Here is an 18,418-nt window from a genome sequence, read left to right on the forward strand (position 1 = left end):
CGGTTCACAACTACCGAACGACTTCGAACTCGTGGCCCAGCGCCAGGCAATGACTCAGCCACTCACCCAGGAACAGATTCAACTGGGCCTTTTCATCCGGCTGGTGCATTGACGCATTGGGATAAGGATAGATGCCGCGAAAGCGTCGCGCATGTTCGGCGCTGACGACTTCGGCCATGCGCGCATCGTGATAGACCTGAACTTCCAGCTGCGGCACCGGCAGCCAGGGCAGGCTGTGCTCCTGGCGCACTTGCAGCGTGGTGGTGTAGGGACAGGCCTGCAGCACTTCCAGGGCCAACACGCCCAGCATCTGGTCGCCGTGGGTCACGGCGATGCGCCGAGGCGCCGGGTCGTTGCGCATGTCTGGCAACAGGCGCATCAGGCGGGCGTAGTTGGCCTCGCAGGCGGCCTGCAACCCCACCAGATCGACGCGATAGCGATCGCGCAGCTTGTTCAGGACCATAGCCCCCTCACTTCCTCGCGATTCAAGGCCAGCCATTGCAGGGCGATGATGCTCGGTGCATTGCAGATTTGTCCGTCGCGCACAGCTTGCAGGGCATCTTCGAAAGACCAGACTTTGACGCGGATATCTTCCGCCTCTTCCGCCAGGCCATGGAGCCCGCCCGCCCCCTTGCTGTCGCAACGCCCCAGGTACAAATGAACGAATTCATCGCTGCCGCCCGGAGATGGAAAATACTTGGTCATCGGCCAAAGCGCAGCGAAGGCAAGCCCAGCTTCCTCCTGCGCTTCACGATGAGCAACTTCTTCCGGTTGCTCGTCCTTGTCGATCAGGCCGGCCACCAGTTCCACCAGCCAGGGATTGCCGGTCTTGCCCATGGCGCCGACGCGAAACTGCTCGATGAGCACCACTTCATCGCGCTGCGGGTCGTAAGGCAGCACGCACACCGCGTCATGGCGCACGAACAATTCACGGCTGATTTCACGGCTCATGCCACCGGCAAACAACTCATGGCGCAGATGCACACGGTCGAGCTTGTAGAAACCCTGGAAGCAGCTCTCGCGCTTGACGATTTCCACGGCGTTCGGTGTGGCGTTGGCGAAATCGGTCATGACAATCCTCGTGTGCAGTGGATCAATACGAGGTTCCAACCTCGGCTTCGCGCCATCCTAACGCGCCCGTACCCTTTGATGCAGCCCCTTTCCACTCATCGGGATGGACGGCAGAAGGTGAAAGAACTCTAATGAGCTTAGTGGCGAACTGATTGTCCTGCTGGCAGTCGAAGCGGGTAACTTTTCGCCTTTCCCTGTTCCATGAAGGACGCCCATGTCGCTTTTCAAAACTGCCTCCGTGGCCGCCATTGCCCTGACCCTGGGCGCTTGCCAAAGCCTGTTCCAACCCAATTATCGCGCACCGCTGGAAACCACCCGTGACGCGTCGGAACAGCTGCAACAAGGTTGCGCCAGTGCCGACTGCCCGTTGGTGAACATCGATACCCTGCACTTTCCCACCGAGCCAGCCCTGGACGGCATCGTTGAAAAACGCCTGCTGCAAATGACCCGCACCACCCCGGACGCCCCGGCGGCGCCGACGCTTGCCGCCTATCGCGAGCAGTTCCTGCGCAACGCCGCCCCCCGCAACAGCAGCTATTTGCAGGCCAAGGTACGTGAGCAACATGACGGCCTGGTGATCATCGAATTGTCCAGCTACCTGGACACCGGCGGCGCTCACGGCACGCCGGGTCGCGGCTTCATCAACTATTCGCGCCAGCAACACAAGGTGCTGACGCTGTCGGACATGCTGCTGCCGGGCCAGGAAGAAGCGTTCTGGAAAGCCGCCCAGGTCGCCCACAACAGTTGGCTGATCAGCACCAAGCTGGATCAGGAACCCGAGTTCCTGAAACAGTGGTCCTTCCAGAAAACCCCACACGTGGCGCTGACCTACGGCGGGGTGATCCTCAAGTACGAAGTGAGCACCATCGCGCCGTACGCCCTGGGCCACATCGAATTGAAGATCGCTTACCCACGCCTCAATGGCATCCTCAAGCCCGAGCTGTTCCCCGGCCGTAGCTGAAAGCCCGGCCCAGCAACAGTTGCAGCAACCCTGCCAGAATCAGCGAAGGCAGGGTTGCGCCGATGTCCGGATAGAAGTTGGCCAGCAGGTGATAAGTGCTCACCCCACCCAACCAGGCCAACAGGGCCGGCCAGCGCAACGCGGCTGACACCACTTGGCTGCTGCGTTTGCGCAGGATGAAGTGGTCCACCAGCACCACGCCGAACAGCGGCGCGAACACCGAGCCGATCAGCAACAGGAAGTTCTGGTACTGCGCCAACGGTGCGAAGCAGGCGATCAAGGTGCAGAGCACGCCAATCGCCAAGGCCAGGTGCTCGACCTTCAGCCCCGACAACATGCCACTGGAAACCGCCGCCGAGTGGATGTCGGCGAAGGCGTTTTCCGACTCGTCCAGCAGAATCAGCAGCAGCGGAATGCCCAGCCCGGCGCCCGCCAAGGCCAGTAGCAACGCGTTGACTTCGCCGCTCGGCGCGAACGCCAGGGTGTAGGCCACGCCCAGGCTCATCAGCCAGAAGTTACCGATGAAGAATCCCACGGCAGTCCCGCCGAAGACATTCTTGGCGCGCTTGCCGAAACGCGAGTAGTCAGCGATCAGCGGCAGCCAGGACAGCGGCATCGCAATGGCGATATCGAATCCCACCGCCAACGGCATCGAGCCGTCGCCCGCCTGGGCCCACAGCGCGACCAGATCAGCCTTGGCGAACAGGTTCCAGGTCAGCCAGATACACGCCGCCAGCAGCAGCCAGATACCCCACTTGCGCAGGACCTTGCGCACGAACGTCAACGGCCCGCTGACCGCGAGCAGGGTCGCCAGGGCACCGAAGAACAGTGTCCACAGCAGAGGGTTGGAGCCCAGGCTGCCTTCGCTGAAGGCTCGAGCACCGAGCAGGCTGGCGGCATCACGCATGACGATGATTTCGAACGAGCCCCAGCCGATCAGTTGCAGCAGGTTCAACACCGCCGGCACGCTCGCGCCCTTGCCGCCGAGGCTGAGCTTGAGGGCCGCCATGGCCGACAGGCCGGTGTCGCTGCCGATAACGCCGACGGCCGCCAGCAGCAGGACGCCCACCAGCGTGCCAAGGAAAATCGCCAGCAACGAGCCACTCAAGCCCAGGCCCGGCGCGAGCAAGGCACCGACCTGCAAGACCATCAGGCCGATGCCCAGGGAGAACCACAGGGAAAACAGATCGCGAGCGCCGAAGACGCGCTTGTCCAGGGGGACGGCGGTGTCTGGGGAGTAGGTGCTGGGTTGGATGTTCAAGGGTTGTTATCTCAGAGGGATATTTGTTGTTCTGATGATTGCTTTCGCGAGCAAGCCCGCTCCCACAGGGGGCCTGCTGCGTACACAAATCTTGTGAACAACAGAAACCCACTGTGGGAGCGAGCTTGCTCGCGATGGGGGCGGTGAAAACACCGCCACCCTCAGCTCAAATCAGACTTTCTTGTAAAGCTGACTACCTTCCTTCTTGAACCGCTCTGCCTGCTCCGCCAGGCCCTGGGCAACGTCCACGTCCACCGCCTCGATGCGTTGGTTGGCCGCGTACTCGCGCACTTCCTGGGTGATTTTCATCGAGCAGAATTTCGGCCCGCACATCGAGCAGAAATGCGCGACCTTGGCCGAGTCCTTCGGCAGGGTTTCGTCGTGGTACGAGCGGGCGGTGTCCGGGTCCAGACCGAGGTTGAACTGGTCCTCCCAACGGAACTCGAAACGCGCCTTGCTCAAGGCGTTGTCACGGATCTGCGCGCCCGGGTGGCCCTTGGCAAGGTCGGCAGCGTGGGCGGCGATCTTGTAGGTGATGATCCCGGTCTTCACGTCATCCTTGTTCGGCAAGCCGAGGTGTTCCTTCGGCGTGACGTAGCAGAGCATGGCGCAACCGAACCAGCCGATCATCGCCGCACCGATACCGGAGGTAATGTGGTCGTAACCCGGCGCGATGTCGGTGGTCAGTGGGCCGAGGGTGTAGAACGGCGCCTCGTCGCAGCACTCGAGCTGCTTGTCCATGTTCTCTTTGATCAGTTGCATCGGCACGTGGCCGGGGCCTTCGATCATGCATTGCACGTCGTGCTTCCAGGCGATCTTGGTCAGCTCGCCGAGGGTTTCCAGCTCACCGAACTGCGCTTCGTCGTTGGCGTCGGCAATCGAGCCCGGACGCAGGCCATCACCCAGCGAGAAGCTGACGTCGTAGGCCTTCATGATTTCGCAGATGTCTTCGAAATGGGTGTAGAGGAAGTTCTCTTTGTGGTGCGCCAGGCACCACTTGGCCATGATCGAACCGCCACGGCTGACGATACCGGTGACGCGCTTGGCGGTCATCGGCACATAGCGCAGCAACACGCCGGCGTGGATGGTGAAGTAGTCGACGCCCTGCTCGGCCTGTTCGATCAGCGTGTCACGGAACAGCTCCCAGGTCAGGTCTTCAGCCACGCCGCCGACTTTTTCCAGGGCCTGGTAGATCGGCACGGTGCCGATCGGCACTGGCGAGTTGCGGATGATCCACTCGCGGGTTTCATGGATGTGCTTGCCGGTGGACAGGTCCATGACCGTGTCCGAACCCCAGCGGATGCCCCAGGTCAGCTTCGCCACTTCTTCTTCGATGGACGAACCCAGCGCACTGTTGCCGATGTTGCCGTTGATCTTCACCAGGAAGTTACGACCGATGATCATCGGTTCCAGTTCGGTGTGGTTGATGTTGGCCGGGATGATCGCGCGACCACGGGCGATTTCGTCACGCACGAATTCCGGGGTGATGACTTTCGGCACGCTGGCGCCGAAGCTGTGGCCGGCGTGTTGCTGGTCCAGCAGGCCAGCGGCGCGGGCGACTTCCAGCTTCATGTTTTCGCGGATGGCGACGTATTCCATCTCGGCGGTGATGATGCCTTTGCGCGCGTAGTGCATCTGGCTGACGTTGGCACCCGGCTTGGCGCGACGCGGGTTGTTCACATGGGCAAAGCGCAGCTTGGTCAGCTCGGGATCAGCCAGGCGTTCCTGGCCGAAGTTGGAGCTCAGGCCGGCAAGACGCTCGGTGTCGCCACGGGCCTCGATCCACGGCGAGCGCACGTCGGCCAGGCCCTGGCGCACGTCGATAACCACGTTCGGATCGGTGTACGGGCCCGAGGTGTCGTACACCACCACCGGCGCGTTGATTTCGCCGCCGAAGTCGGTGGGGGTCACGTCGAGGCTGATTTCGCGCATGGGCACGCGGATATCCGGGCGGCTGCCCTGGACATAGATTTTTTGCGAGCGGGTAAAGGGCTGAACCGATTGCTCATCGACCTTGGCCGAATCACTGAGGTTGATCGCGTTTTTTGATTTTGTCGTCATCACGGGCTCTCCAGACACACATCCAGGCAGTGGATTTTTGTCGGAGCGAACCTGTAACGAATGGACGCGTCCCTGCACGAAAGTGCGGACGCTGTGCTTGCTGCTCGAGTGCGTTCAATGGTCGAACGACATCCCGGACGAAGCACAAGAGGACTCGCCGGGTGACGAGAAATCTTGTTCCCTACGCAGGCGCTAACCTGATCAGGTTCAACGGGATCCGAAATTATTCGATCTCAGCCTCATAGCAAGGCACCCCGACAAGAACCCGGCCAGTCTAGACACAACCACGAGAGAACGCCATCGTCAGGGCAAAAGGCGTGATGAATGGCGCATATACAGGATTGTTGCCGCGCGCAGGCGCAACTACACTCGCTACGCCGCGCGCCACTTATGCGCACTCATTTGCGAACTAGGGATAGCCTCATGCTGCGCAAACTTTCACTGGCCCTGGCCGTGTCTTGTGCGTCCAACGCAATGGCCTGGGCCGCCGAAGCGCCCTTGACCACCAAAACCGACCTGGTGAGCGTGTATCAGGAAGCGGTGGACAACAACGCCGACCTGGCCGCTGCCCGCGCCCAGTATGGCGCCCAGAAGGAAGTGGTGCCCCAGGCTCGCGCCGGGTTGTTGCCCAACCTTTCGGCCGGCGCCGATCTGAACAACACGCGTACCGAGCTTGACCAGCCGGCGATGACCGCCAACCGCAGTTCCACGGTTTACCAGGCGACGCTGTCCCAGCCGATTTTCCGCGCCGACCGCTGGTTCCAGCTCCAGGCGGCGAAGTCCGTCGACGAACAAGCGTCGCTGCAACTGTCGGCCACTGAACAGAACATGATCCTGCAAAGCGCCGAGAGCTACTTCAACGTGCTGCGCAGCCAGGACAACCTGGCCTCGACCAAGGCCGAGGAAGCCGCGTTCAAGCGCCAACTCGACCAGTCCAACGAACGCTTCGACGTAGGCCTGTCGGACAAGACCGACGTGCTGCAATCCCAGGCAAGCTACGACACAGCACGGGCCAACCGGATCCTCGCCCAGCGCCAGGTCGAAGACGCCTTCGAAGCCTTGATCACCCTGACCAACCGCCAGTACAACTCGCTTCAGGGCATCGTCCACACCTTGCCGATCCTGCCGCCGACGCCGAACGATGCCAAGGCCTGGGTCGACACGGCGGCCAAGCAGAACCTGAACCTGCTGGCCAGCAACTACGCCGTCGATGCCGCCGAGGACACCCTGCGCCAACGCAAGGCTGGCCATGCACCGACCCTCGACGCGATAGCCCAGTATAGAAAAGGCGACAACGACGGCCTCGGTTTCACCAACCCGAGCCCCACCGGCCAGCGTTATGGCGGCGATGCCGAGCAGCGCACCATCGGCCTGCAACTGAGCATCCCGATCTACAGCGGCGGGCTGACCAGCTCCCAGGTGCGCGAGTCCTACTCGCAGCTCACCCAGACCGAACAGCAACGCGAAGGCCTGCGCCGCCAGGTGGTGGAAAACACCCGTAACCTGCACCGCGCGGTAAACACCGACGTGGAGCAGGTCCAGGCCCGGCGCCAGTCGATCATCTCCAACCAGAGCGCGGTGGAAGCCACGGAAATCGGCTACCAGGTGGGCACCCGCAACATCGTCGATGTGCTCGACGCCCAGCGTCAGCTGTACACCTCGGTGCGCAACTACAACAACGCCCGCTACGACTACATCCTCGACAACCTGCGCCTCAAGCAGGCGGCCGGGACGTTGAGCCCGGCGGACCTGCAAGACCTGTCACGCTACCTCAAGCCCGACTACAACCCCGACCGCGACTTCCTGCCGCCGGACCTGGCCCAGGCAGCAGCGGAGCAATTGCGCTCGCGGCCGGCGCAGTAGTGCACCGATCGCACTAGCAACGAGTCATTTTTGTGGTGGGGCGGCTTACCTGTGGCGAGGGAGCTTGCTCCCGCTGGCCTGCGAAGCAGGCCCAAACCAGTCACCGCGTTCTGTCAGCCAGAACTGCAGTGCCGATTTTACGGCTGCTTCGCAGCCGAGCGGGAGCAAGCTCCCTCGCCACAAAAGCTCACCCCATCAACCGCCCCAACCCCTCCAGCAACCGCTGCAACGCGCCCTGATTGGTGCGCATCACCGCAAGCCCCGCTTCGGCCATGCGCTGGGCATCGCGGGGCAGTTCGAACAGACGCTGCACCGCCAGGGCCAGGCTTTCGGCATCGTCCACTTCCGCCAGCGCACCGGCAGCGCGCAGTTGCGCGGCGATTTCGAGGAAGTTGAACAGATGCGGCCCACTGAGGACCGGTTTCGCCAGCGCCGCCGGCTCGAGCAGATTGTGCCCACCGTTGGGCACCAGGCTGCCACCGACAAACGCACTGTCGGCCAACGCGTAGAGAAACAGCAGTTCACCCATGGTGTCACCGAGCAACACCGACGTCTGAGCGGTGACCGGTTGTGCGCTGGAGCGCCGGGCGGTGGCAAAGCCTTCGCTTTCGCACAACTGGCGTACTGAATCGAAACGCTCAGGATGACGCGGCACCAGAATCAGCAACGCATCGGGATAGCTGTCGAGCAACCGACGATGGGCGGCCAACACCACTTCATCCTCGCCCTCATGAGTACTGGCGGCGATCCACACCGGGCGCTCGGTAGCCTGCCACTGGCGACGCAAGGCACTGGCGTCTTCGAGCAGTTGCGGGTCGATGGTCAGGTCGAACTTGATCGAGCCGGTGACCTCGACGGTTTCCGCCCGGGCGCCCAACTGGCGAAAACGCTCGGCTTCGGCTTCGGTCTGCACGGCGAACAGGCTCATCTCGGCGAGCATCGGCCGAGTGAGCTTGGGAAAGCGTGCATAACCCCGTGCCGAACGCTCAGACAGCCGCGCGTTGGCCAGGGCCACGGGAATGCCGCGCTTGGCACACTGGTGAATGTGGTTGGGCCACAGCTCGGTTTCCATGATCACCGCCAGGGACGGGCGAACCCGGTCGAGAAAACGCTTGGCGGCGCAAGGCAAGTCGTAAGGCAAATAGCAATGCTGGATGCGCGGCTCGCTGGCGAACAACGCCCGGATCCGCTCCGAACCGGTGGGCGTCATGCACGTGACGGTGATCGGCAGCTGTGGATAACGTTGCAGCAAGGCGCGGATCATCGGCGCGGCGGCGATGCTCTCGCCCACCGACACCGCGTGGACCCAGATGCCCCCCGGCACCATGACCGGCAGCCCCCAGGAGAACCGCTCGCCAATGCGCCGGGCATAAGCCGGCGCCTTGCGGGCCCGCAACCACAGCCGAATCGCTACCAGTGGCAGCCCCAGGTAAAACAACGCGCTATAGAGAGTTCTGTTCATGGCGGCGGAGTTTATCGGTTTTTCAGCCAATCGCCTGCAACTGCACGGCAAAACGTTCCGCCAGCCAACGGGCGGCCGGGCCCAGGGGTTCGTCGCGGCGCCAGACCAGTTCCACCACCAGGGCTGGCGGGGTCCATTCGCTGCTGAGCTCGACCATGTCGCCCAGGTACGCCGGGTATTGCACCACATGCCGAGGCAACCAGGCCCAGCCCAGGCCACTCCTCAGCCATTCGGCCAGCACATAGAAACTGTCAGCCCGCCAGACTTGCGGGCTGGCCTGCTCACTGCCGGGATAGACACTGGACTGGGTCGCCATCAACAACTGGCGGTGCCGGGCCATTTCCCGGCAGGTCACATAACCATGGTTCGCCAGCGGGTGACCCCTGCCGCACACCGTGACCATCTCGACGCTGCCCAGCACCCGGCGCTCCAGCGCCTCGGGGATCTGGTCGTGATAGAACAGCAAGCCGAGGTCGGCGCGGCGCTCCACCAGTTTGCGCGCCACATCGCCTTGGGCGGCGCTGGCCAGTTGCACTTCGAGGGTGGGAAATTGCTCGGCCAGGGCCGCCAGGCTGTCGATGACCGGTTGATAAGGCATGGCTTCGTCCTGGGCCAGGCGCAGCGACGCTTCCTGTCCACGCATCAGGGCCAGGGCCCGGCCATTGAGGCGCTCGCACTGGCGCAGCACTTCCCTGGCTTCTTCGAGCAGGGCTTCGCCCGCGTCGGTGAGCCTGGGCTGCCGGCCGCTGCTGCGCTCGAACAGGCTCACCCCCAAGTCGTCCTCCAGCAAGGCAATCGCGCTGCTGATGGCCGATTGGGCCTTGCGCTGATCCCGGGCCACGGCCGAAAACGAACGTTTCTCGGCGACCCCGACAAACAGCCGCAATTGCTCCAGGTTCCACTGCACGTTCATGGCTCAACCTATCTCTGTTACAGATAGGTAATGACTTTACCGCATCTGAGCCATCTCTAGAATGGCCCCATCGAAAGACGCAACCGTCGAAGAGGAACTGTCTATGAACGCCTACTACTACCTGGCCATCGCCATCTGCGCCGAAGTCATCGCCACCGTTTCGATGAAAGCGATCAAGGGCCTGAGCACACCTCTGCCTTTGCTGCTGGTCGTCGTCGGCTACGCCACCGCGTTCTGGATGCTGACGTTGGTGGTGCGCACCGTACCGGTGGGCGTGGCCTATGCGGTCTGGGCCGGGCTAGGGATCGTCATGGTCAGCGTGGCGGCGCTGTTCATCTACGGGCAGAAACTGGACGTGCCGGCGATGCTGGGGATGGCGTTGATTGTTCTCGGGGTTGTCGTGATCCAACTCTTTTCCAAGACTGCAGGACACTGAAAACCCACTGATCATCCAAGCTGAAATACATTTTCATTGAGCTGGAATGCACTTGTGGCGAGGGAGCTTGCTCCCGCTTGGGTGCGAAGCGCCCACTAGAAACGGGACCGCTTCGCACTCCAGCGGGAGCAAGCTCCCTCGCCACAAAAGCTTTTCTCGCAAGCTGCCGACGTTGATCGCCAACAAATTCCCTCCGCATCGAGTCTGTATACTGCGCCCTCGTCTTGAACACTGAGGTCGCTCATGTCATCCGTTATTTCCACCGACATTCTGATTGTCGGCGCAGGCGTTGCCGGTCTCTGGCTGAATGCACGCCTGCGTCGCCAGGGTTTTTCGACCGTGCTGGTGGAAAGCGCCAGCCTCGGCGGCGGGCAGAGTGTCAAATCCCAGGGCATTATCCATGGCGGCGCCAAGTACGCCCTGCACGGTGCCCTGACCGGAGCCTCGGAAGCCATCGCCGACATGCCGCGCCGCTGGCGCGAAGCCCTGAAAGGTGAAGGTGAGCTGGACCTGTCCGGCGTGCGCATGCTGTCCGACGCCCATTACCTCTGGTCCCCCGGCACCCTGGCCGGCAACCTCACCAGTTTCTTTGCCAGCAAGGCCGTGCGCGGGCGGGTCGACCAGGTCAAGGGCGACCAGTTGCCGCTGGCCCTGCAAGACAAGCGCTTCAAGGGCAAGGTCTATCGCCTGGCCGAGCTGGTGGTGGACGTGCCGAGCGTGATCGCGCGCCTGGCGGAACTGGCCGGCGACAGCTTGCTGGCCGGGCAGCACATCGAACCGCTGCGCGAAGGTGGCGAGCTGATCGGACTCAAGGTCGATGGCCGCGAGATTCGTGCCCAGCGCATTGTCCTCAGCGCCGGGGGCGGCACCGCCGACCTGCTCAGCGCCTTGGGCCTGGACCAGCCAGCCATGCAGCGCCGGCCGCTGCACATGGTCCTGGTCAAGGGCCCCAGCCTCAAGCCGCTCTACGCCCATTGCCTGGGCGGCGGACCGAAGCCGCGCGTCACCGTGACCACTCATCCGGCGGCCGATGGCCAATGGGTCTGGTACGTGGGTGGCGATCTGGCCGAAGGCGATGGCGTGACCCGCGAGCCTGCCGCGCAGATCGCCGCCGCTCAGAAAGAACTCGGCCAATTGTTGCCTTGGGTCGACCTGAGCACCGCGCAATGGGCCACGCTGCGGGTTGACCGCGCCGAACCGTTGCAGTCGGGCCTGACCCGCCCGGATAACGCCTTCCTCGCCGAGCAGGATCGCCTGCTGGTGGGCTGGCCGACCAAACTGGCCCTGGCCCCGGACTTCGCCGATCGGGTGGTCAATGCCCTGCAACGCGATGGCATCCAGCCAAGTCACCCGGCCCCACTGCCAGACCTGCCGAAGCCGCCCATGGGCGTCCCTGCCTGGGAGCAACTGCTGCCATGAGCCAACCGACCCTGCATGACCTCTATCGCCCCCTGGGCCATGACGGCCCGCGGGTCTCCCCCCTGGGCCTGGGCACCGTCAAGCTCGGTCGCGACCAAGGCGTCAAATACCCCAACGGCTTTCGGATCCCCGATGACGACGAAGCGCGCATGTTGCTCAAACTGGCGCGCGACCTGGGTATCAACCTGATCGACACCGCGCCGGCCTATGGCCGCAGCGAAGAGCGCCTCGGCCCGCTGCTGCGCGGCCAACGCCAGGACTGGGTGATTGTCAGCAAGGTCGGCGAAGAGTTCAGCGACGGCCAGTCACGCCACGACTTCAGCGCCGCCCATACCCGATTTTCGGTGGAACGCAGCCTCAAGCGCCTGGAAACCGACTATATCGACCTGGTCCTGGTACATTCGGATGGCAATGACCTGGCGATCCTCAACGACAGCGAGGTCTACCCAACCCTGGCGGTGCTCAAGCGCGAGGGCAAGATCGGCGGCTTCGGTTTTTCCGGCAAGACCGTCGACGGTGGCCTGAAAGCCTTGGAGCAAGGCGATTGTGCGATGGTCACCTACAATCTGAACGAACGAAACGAAAAGGCGGTCATTGACTACGCCAGCGAGCACGGCAAAGCGATCCTGGTGAAGAAGGCCCTGGCCAGCGGCCACGTCTGCCTGAGCCCCGGGGTAGACCCGGTTCGCGCCAGCTTCGAACTGTTGTTTGAGCATCCTGGGGTCGCCAGTGCTATTGTCGGCACCATCAATCCGCTGCACCTCGCCCATAACGTCGCGACCGTCGCCAAGGTCCTGCGTAAAAACTGACGCCGCCCTACGCGGCCTTAAGGAAGGAGCCGACATGCCGCGTACGCTCATCAGAAAGAACCCGAGTAACTTCAAGACCCTGCCCCTGTTCGTCGAAGCGACCCCCGAAGGCCTGACTTACCAGAGTGTCGGGATGCCGCTAAATTTCGCCCAGACCTTGCAGCGCCGCCGGCCTGTAGCCGTGGCCGATGCCGAGCGCTTTTCCCTGGAGTTGGCGAACCTGGGCGTCTCGGTGCGCCTGACCCTGCATTGGCAGAACCGCGATTATTGGGTACTGGTGCGCCAACGTCGGCAGGATCGTGGCGATGTGGTGCTCAAGCTGATATCCGGCTACGTCCCGGCCCACGAACTGAATCTGCCTCTGCTCACCGCCATCAGCGAAATTGCCGAGGAATGCCTGCTGGAAACCCCAGAAGGCTGGCTTGGCGGGCGTTTCAACGACACCTGGCTGCCAGCCCCCTACGCCACAGCCCTGCATTACCGCGAAGCCTTGCCGTTCCGGCTGACGCCACTGTCGGGCTCGGCACGCCCGGTGCGCAGCGCCAACCTGCAACTGATCGAGCGACCACGGGCCTACGTGCACCTGCCGACGGCATCGCTGCAACTGATCTATGACTTGCGCCTGGATGTGCCCAAGGAAGCCAAGTCCCTGAGTTTGTTTCACGTCGATGAGCGCTTGGAAGGCGACCAGTTGGTGGCGCGCCTGGACCGCAAGCGACCCGACCTGTACCTGATGCCGCTGCAGGATGGGCAGCCCTTGCCCGAGCTGTACACATTGAAAAAGGATCAGTTGTACCCGGCCAGCACCCGGGGGCTGTACCTGGCGGAGAGTTTCGCCCGGCAGGACGGCTGGCTGGTGCGCGACGAGCGGATTCGTTGGAAAGACTGGCTGCGCCAGCAAGGGCTGACGCCGCCGGGCAAGGAGTCAGGCCTGACCCGACTCAAGGGCAAGGCCCGGCAATTGCTCAAGAAGATCGTCCCGCGCAAGGTGGCTCGTTAGGAACCACGCCACTCAGAACGCTTTTGTGGCGAGGGAGCTTGCTCCCGCTTGGGTGCGCAGCGCCCACTAGAACTGGGACCGCTTCGCGCTCCAGCGGGAGCAAGCTCCCTCGCCACAAAAAGCAAGCTGGCTGCAGTACACAGGCTCAGTTATTGCGGATCTTTTCCACAATCGCCGTCGTCGAGCTGTTTTCCACCAGCCCCAACACCTTCACGGTGCCGCCGTAGGCCGTGACGATGTCCGCGCCCACGACCTGATCGATCCCGTAGTCACCGCCCTTGACCAGCACATCCGGCTTGACCTGGCGCAGCAGGTTTTCCGGCGTGCCCTCGCTGAAGCTGATCACCCAGTCCACCGCGCCCAGGCCAGCCAGGACCGCCATGCGCCGATCGACACTGTTGATCGGGCGACCCGGGCCTTTGAGACGGCTTACGGACGCATCGTCGTTGACCGCGACGATCAGGCGATCGCCTTGGGCCCTGGCCTGCTCGAGGTAGGTCACGTGGCCGGCGTGCAGGATGTCGAAACAACCGTTGGTGAAAACGATTCTTTCGTTGTGGGCACGGGCATCGTCCACGGCCAGCAGCAGTTGTTCCAGGCCCAGCACTCCACGCTCGGAGCCTTCCTCGCGCTGGATGGCGCGGCGCAGCTCGGGAGCGCTGATGGCGGCCGTACCGAGCTTGCCGACGACAATGCCCGCCGCCAGGTTCGCCAGGGCGACCGCATGGGGCAATTCCTCGCCGGCAGCGATCGCCGCGGCCAGGGTGGAAATCACCGTGTCGCCGGCACCCGTCACGTCGAACACTTCACGGGCACGGGCCGGCAGGTGCAACGCCGGGTGATCGGGCCGCAGCAGGGTCATGCCATGCTCACCACGGGTCACCAGCAAGGCGCCGAGGTCGAGGTCTTGCATCAGCTGCGCGCCCTTGCTCACCAGTTCGTGCTCATCGACGCAACCGCCGACGATGGTTTCGAACTCGCTGAGGTTCGGCGTGATCAGGCTGGCGCCACGGTAGATGGAAAAATCCTTGCCCTTGGGGTCGGCCAGAACCGGAATGCCACGGGCACGGGCGGCCTGGATCAGCGCCTGGTGGTTTTTCAACGCGCCTTTGCCGTAGTCCGACAACACCAGGACCTTGATGCCTTCGAGCAGGCTGTCGACCTCGGCACCGAGGGCCAAGGGATCGGTGGCGAAAGGTTCTTCGAAGTCGATGCGCAGCAGTTGCTGATGACGGCTCATGACCCGCAGCTTGACGATGGTCGGCTGGTGCGCGATGCGCTGGAATATCGCCCGCACGCCCGCGCCCTTGAGGCTGTTGGTCAGGCTGTCGGCAGCCTCGTCGTCGCCGGTCACGCCCACCAGGGAGGCCGGCGCGCCGAGGGCGGCGATGTTCAGGGCAACGTTGGCGGCACCACCGGGGCGATCCTCGATGTGCTCGACCTTGACCACCGGTACCGGGGCCTCAGGGGAAATCCGTGAGGTACCGCCATGCCAGTAGCGGTCGAGCATGACATCGCCGACCACCAATACAGGGGCTTGATCGAATCGCGGCATGGACAACTTCATGGAGCATCCCACATACAAAATGAACAGGGCGGGGATATTAGCACAGGGTTGGCGAAGGCCTATCCATGGCTGCAACGCGATGCCAGGACATGCGCTCGATCAGATTTGCAGCAACGCCGATATCCGCACACAAGCCTGGGCCAGCCCCACCTCGCTGGTATTGATCTCGCAGTCCGGCGCAAGCGGCGCCTCGTAGGGACTGTCGAGACCAGTGAAGTTCTTGATCCGTCCGGCACGGGCTTCACGGTACAAGCCCTTGGGGTCACGCTGGGCACAGACATCGAAAGGGGTACTCACATAAACCTCCACGAAGGTGCCCTCGGGGAACAACTGTCGGGCCGCTTCCCGGTCAGCGCGAAACGGTGAGATGGCCGCAACGATCACAATCAGGCCGGCGTCGACCATCAAGCGCGCCACCTCGGCAATGCGACGGATATTTTCCTTGCGGGCCTCGGCATCCATGCCCAGCCCCCGGCACAACCCCTGGCGCAGGTTGTCGCCGTCAAGCAGGGCCGTGTGCAGGCCCATCTGGTTGAGCTGCACTTCCAGGGCATTGGCCAGCGTCGACTTGCCCGCCCCCGACAGCCCGGTCAGCCAGATGCAGCGTGGACGCTGGGCTTTGATGGCTGCCCGATCCTGGGGTGTGAGCGCCTGCGCACCAGGACGGATCTGCACCTGTTGCATCGATACCTTTGACGTTTCATTCATAACCAAGCATCTCGTAGTCACGTTGGTACACCCGCCGTACCAGCCGACGGGTCCGTACCGAGCAGATTTCCCTTACCGGCACCGCAGCGCGCTGCCGGGTGTGGTTCACATGGGGCAACGTCGCAACCAATCCCAGATGCTCGCACACCCGCTGATAGTCCCGGTCCAGGCATTCCTGATAACCGATGAAGTCCATCGCCAGATGGCCGAGGGAATCGGTGAGGAAATCTGTCTGGGCAGCGAAATGCAATTGCCGGGTGATGTTCTCCGGGTGCAGCCAGCGCGCGACGAAATCATCGAAATCGCGGTATTGGCCAACCAGTTTCTGAGCCGCATGATCGCGTGGCCCCAACGTGTTGCCCCGCAGGAAAGCATAGGCCGAATATGCACGTTCCAGCGGATCACGGACAAAGGCAAACTTGAAACTGGCGGCGTACTGCTGCGCGAACTGCTCTTCGTACCAATACAGCGGCAGGTGGCCCGGGGTGTAGCCATCGAAAAGCCCCACGCAAATACTGCTACCGGCGCATTTGGGAACATGGATGAACAGGCAGCCGCGCTGGGCGAAAGCTTCGGGAAAACGGCAATTGGCCGACATCGATTTGTTCACGACCTGCCGATCGACAACCGACAGGCGCCCCAACAGAAAGGAGCGCTGCGACTTGGGCAGTAGTTTCCACAGATAGCGTTGCAACATGCACGTCCCCGCGCGAGAGGGATGGCCCCCTCGATGACTGAAGTTGGTCCAGGAAAATCCTGTGGCCAGACCTTAGCAGTCACGGGTCGCAGATTTATTGTGGGTTGGTCAAGGCAGGTAAGGATTTCGATACAAACCCTGTGGGGCGGGGCCTGGTCGCGATGACAGCGGCACATTCAACATCAACGGCCCAGGCCCAGGCCCGCCGCTATCGTCGGAACGCCGCCCGGAGCAAGCTCGCTCCCACATTGGCAGGGAGGCGCACACAACGTCTGTGTCCGACGCCAGACCTGTGGGAGCGAGCTTGCTCGCGATGGCACCGGCACATTCAAGATCACCGGCCCAGGCACACCGCTATCACAACCTGGCGTCCGAACTCAGGCGATATTCTGGGCAGGGGTGTCCAGCCCCATGGCGTGAAGACGCGCGTAGTAGCCATTTTGCGCCAAGAGTTCGCCGTGGGTACCCCGCTCGACGATACGGCCCTGGTCCATCACCAGGATCATGTCGGCTTTTTCGATGGTCGACAGACGGTGGGCAATGACCAGGGTCGTACGACCTTTCATGACCTGGTCCAGCGCGGCCTGGATATGCCGTTCGGACTCGGTGTCCAGCGCCGAGGTAGCCTCGTCGAGGATCAGCAGCGGCGCATTCTTCAACAACGCCCTGGCAATGGCCAGGCGCTGACGCTGGCCGCCGGACAGCAGCACGCCGTTTTCGCCCACCTCGGTGTCCAGGCCATTGGGCAACTGCTCAATGAAGTCCATGGCATAGGCATCCCGCGCCGCCTTTTCAATGTCGGCCCGTGGCGCACCGGCCAGGTCGCCATAGGCGATATTATTGGCCACCGTGTCATTGAACAGCGTGACATGCTGGGTCACCTGGGCGACATGACGACGCAGGTTACGCAGTCGGTAGTCTTCGATTTCCACGTCGTCGAGCAGGATCTGGCCGACCTCATGGTGATAGAAGCGCGGGATAAGGCTCGCCAGGGTCGACTTGCCACTTCCCGAACGGCCCACCAGTGCAATCATCTGTCCGGGTGCCGCGGTGAAGCTGATGTCCTTGAGCACCTCGCGGTCAGCGCCGGGGTAGGTAAAGCTCAGGTTGCGTACGTCGAGACGACCGCTGACCCGCTCCTGCTCGACCGTCCCCCTGTCGACCTCCGGCTCGACATCCAGTTGCTCGAAGATGCTCTCGGCACCGGCCACACCTTTCTGGATGGTGGAGCTGACTTCCGAGAGTTGCCGAATCGGCTTGGGCAGCAGGCCGGCAGCGGTGATGTAGGCCACCAGGTCACCGGCCGTCGCGTCGCCGCGCAGGAAGAGCACCAGGAACATCAGGGCCGCCATGGCGGTGTAGATCACCAGTTGCAGCATCGGCGTATAGACCGCGCCGGTACGCGTCATGCGCAATTGCTTGTCGGTATTGCCCTGGCTGGCGTTGGTAAAGCGCTGCTCTTCATAGGCCTCGCCGCCGAAGCTGCGCACCACGCGGTAGCCCTGGATGGTCTCGGAAGCAACGTGGGTCACGTCACCCATGGCCACCTGGATCTTTTTGCTCTGTTTGCGGAATTTCTTGCTGGTGCTGCTGACCATTACCGCGATCAGCGGCAGGATCGCCAACATCACCAGGGTCAGCTTCCAGTTCATCCACACCAGGTAGGCGAAGAGGAAGACCACGGAGAGACCTTCGCGGATCACCACCTTGATGGCATCGGTGGCGGCACCGGTGACCATGGTCACGTTGAAGGTGATCCGGGAAATCAGGTGGCCGGAATTGTGGGTGTCGAAATAGCGATTGGGCAGCACCAGCAACTTCTTGAACAACTCGACCCGCAGGTCGTGCACCAGCCCCAGGGAAACCTTGGCCAGGTAATAGTTGCCCAGGAACGACCCCAGGCCCTGCCAGGCAGCGATCAGGATGATCAGCAGCGGCACCGCCATCAGCAGTTTCAAGTCCTTGAGGTACGGCACGGTGGGAAAGAGCACCGCATCGGGGTTGCTCAAGCCGTCGACGAAATATTTGAGAATCCCGGCCAGCATGGGCTGGGTCGAAGCAAATATCACGAAACCCACGATACTCAGCAGGAAAATGCCCGCGTAGGGTTTGACGTATCCCAGCAACCGAAAATAGATCTTCAGGCTGGAATCCTGTTCCGCTTTGGGCGGTGCGTCACTCATCGTCGGG

The 18,418-nt window shown here is 62.8% G+C and carries 16 protein-coding genes and 1 riboswitch; of the genes, 6 read left to right on the forward strand and 10 right to left on the reverse strand.

Annotated elements, in window-relative coordinates:
* Positions 1-10: 10 nt before the first annotated feature.
* Both Q7F16_RS19435 and Q7F16_RS19440 read right to left on the reverse strand, forming a co-directional pair.
* Positions 11-463: a DUF1249 domain-containing protein gene (locus tag Q7F16_RS19435; protein ID WP_014336275.1), complete on the reverse strand. Its 453-nt coding sequence runs from the start codon at positions 461-463 to the stop codon at positions 11-13.
* Complete coding sequence (locus tag Q7F16_RS19440; protein WP_046065568.1) at positions 454-1,071, reverse strand: NUDIX domain-containing protein; 618 nt, start codon at positions 1,069-1,071, stop codon at positions 454-456. The genes Q7F16_RS19435 and Q7F16_RS19440 overlap by 10 nt, the downstream gene beginning before the upstream one ends.
* Before the next feature lie 214 nt (positions 1,072-1,285).
* Between Q7F16_RS19440 and Q7F16_RS19445 the strand changes: the two genes are divergently transcribed.
* Complete coding sequence (locus Q7F16_RS19445; RefSeq protein WP_018614134.1) at positions 1,286-2,032, forward strand: DUF3298 domain-containing protein; 747 nt, start codon at positions 1,286-1,288, stop codon at positions 2,030-2,032.
* Here the strand turns inward: Q7F16_RS19445 and cytX are convergent.
* Both cytX and thiC read right to left on the reverse strand, forming a co-directional pair.
* Complete coding sequence (gene cytX / locus Q7F16_RS19450; protein ID WP_095962263.1) at positions 2,001-3,293, reverse strand: putative hydroxymethylpyrimidine transporter CytX; 1,293 nt, start codon at positions 3,291-3,293, stop codon at positions 2,001-2,003. The two genes, Q7F16_RS19445 and cytX, sit on opposite strands and share 32 nt — an antisense overlap.
* 171 nt (positions 3,294-3,464) lie before the next feature.
* Positions 3,465-5,354, reverse strand: coding sequence for a phosphomethylpyrimidine synthase ThiC (gene thiC / locus Q7F16_RS19455; RefSeq protein ID WP_046065570.1), 1,890 nt, complete (start codon positions 5,352-5,354; stop codon positions 3,465-3,467).
* Between the two features lie 161 nt (positions 5,355-5,515).
* Positions 5,516-5,621: riboswitch (TPP riboswitch) on the reverse strand.
* 156 nt (positions 5,622-5,777) lie between these two features.
* Between thiC and Q7F16_RS19460 the strand changes: the two genes are divergently transcribed.
* Complete coding sequence (locus Q7F16_RS19460) at positions 5,778-7,217, forward strand: TolC family outer membrane protein (protein WP_079301627.1); 1,440 nt, start codon at positions 5,778-5,780, stop codon at positions 7,215-7,217.
* 187 nt (positions 7,218-7,404) lie between these two features.
* Here the strand turns inward: Q7F16_RS19460 and waaA are convergent, their stop codons facing one another.
* Both waaA and Q7F16_RS19470 read right to left on the reverse strand, forming a co-directional pair.
* Positions 7,405-8,679 (reverse strand): lipid IV(A) 3-deoxy-D-manno-octulosonic acid transferase, encoded by a 1,275-nt coding sequence (waaA, locus tag Q7F16_RS19465; RefSeq protein ID WP_409556700.1) that lies wholly within the window; start codon positions 8,677-8,679, stop codon positions 7,405-7,407.
* Positions 8,680-8,701: 22 nt separating this feature from the next.
* On the reverse strand, positions 8,702-9,592 hold the full coding sequence (locus Q7F16_RS19470; protein WP_095962265.1) for a LysR family transcriptional regulator: 891 nt from the start codon (positions 9,590-9,592) through the stop codon (positions 8,702-8,704).
* Positions 9,593-9,695: 103 nt separating this feature from the next.
* Here Q7F16_RS19470 and Q7F16_RS19475 point away from each other — a divergent pair, with 103 nt between their 5' ends.
* From Q7F16_RS19475 to Q7F16_RS19490, 4 genes are all read left to right on the forward strand, one after another.
* The gene (locus Q7F16_RS19475) at positions 9,696-10,028 is read left to right on the forward strand and encodes a DMT family transporter (RefSeq protein WP_079301624.1); all 333 of its coding nucleotides are present in this window, start codon (positions 9,696-9,698) and stop codon (positions 10,026-10,028) included.
* 243 nt (positions 10,029-10,271) lie between these two features.
* Positions 10,272-11,447, forward strand: a complete 1,176-nt coding sequence (locus Q7F16_RS19480) for an NAD(P)/FAD-dependent oxidoreductase (RefSeq protein ID WP_409556699.1) — start codon at positions 10,272-10,274, stop codon at positions 11,445-11,447.
* On the forward strand, positions 11,444-12,256 hold the full coding sequence (locus tag Q7F16_RS19485) for an aldo/keto reductase (RefSeq protein ID WP_046065679.1): 813 nt from the start codon (positions 11,444-11,446) through the stop codon (positions 12,254-12,256). Before Q7F16_RS19480 ends, Q7F16_RS19485 begins: the two co-directional genes overlap by 4 nt.
* A gap of 34 nt (positions 12,257-12,290) precedes the next feature.
* Positions 12,291-13,256 (forward strand): hypothetical protein, encoded by a 966-nt coding sequence (locus Q7F16_RS19490; RefSeq protein WP_014336264.1) that lies wholly within the window; start codon positions 12,291-12,293, stop codon positions 13,254-13,256.
* A gap of 145 nt (positions 13,257-13,401) precedes the next feature.
* Here the strand turns inward: Q7F16_RS19490 and hldE are convergent, their stop codons facing one another.
* From hldE to msbA, 4 genes are all read right to left on the reverse strand, one after another.
* Entirely contained in the window at positions 13,402-14,823 is a 1,422-nt protein-coding gene (gene hldE, locus Q7F16_RS19495) for a bifunctional D-glycero-beta-D-manno-heptose-7-phosphate kinase/D-glycero-beta-D-manno-heptose 1-phosphate adenylyltransferase HldE (RefSeq protein ID WP_041475688.1), read from the reverse strand.
* A gap of 99 nt (positions 14,824-14,922) precedes the next feature.
* Positions 14,923-15,531, reverse strand: coding sequence for an adenylyl-sulfate kinase (gene cysC, locus Q7F16_RS19500; protein ID WP_046065681.1), 609 nt, complete (start codon positions 15,529-15,531; stop codon positions 14,923-14,925).
* Positions 15,524-16,228, reverse strand: a complete 705-nt coding sequence (locus Q7F16_RS19505) for a sulfotransferase family 2 domain-containing protein (RefSeq protein ID WP_409556698.1) — start codon at positions 16,226-16,228, stop codon at positions 15,524-15,526. Before Q7F16_RS19505 ends, cysC begins: the two co-directional genes overlap by 8 nt.
* A gap of 377 nt (positions 16,229-16,605) precedes the next feature.
* Entirely contained in the window at positions 16,606-18,411 is a 1,806-nt protein-coding gene (gene msbA, locus Q7F16_RS19510) for a lipid A export permease/ATP-binding protein MsbA (protein WP_014336260.1), read from the reverse strand.
* Positions 18,412-18,418: the final 7 nt, after the last annotated feature.

It is taken from the genome of Pseudomonas sp. Lb2C2, assembly GCF_052112205.1.
Classification (GTDB): Bacteria; Pseudomonadota; Gammaproteobacteria; order Pseudomonadales; family Pseudomonadaceae; genus Aquipseudomonas; species Aquipseudomonas kilonensis.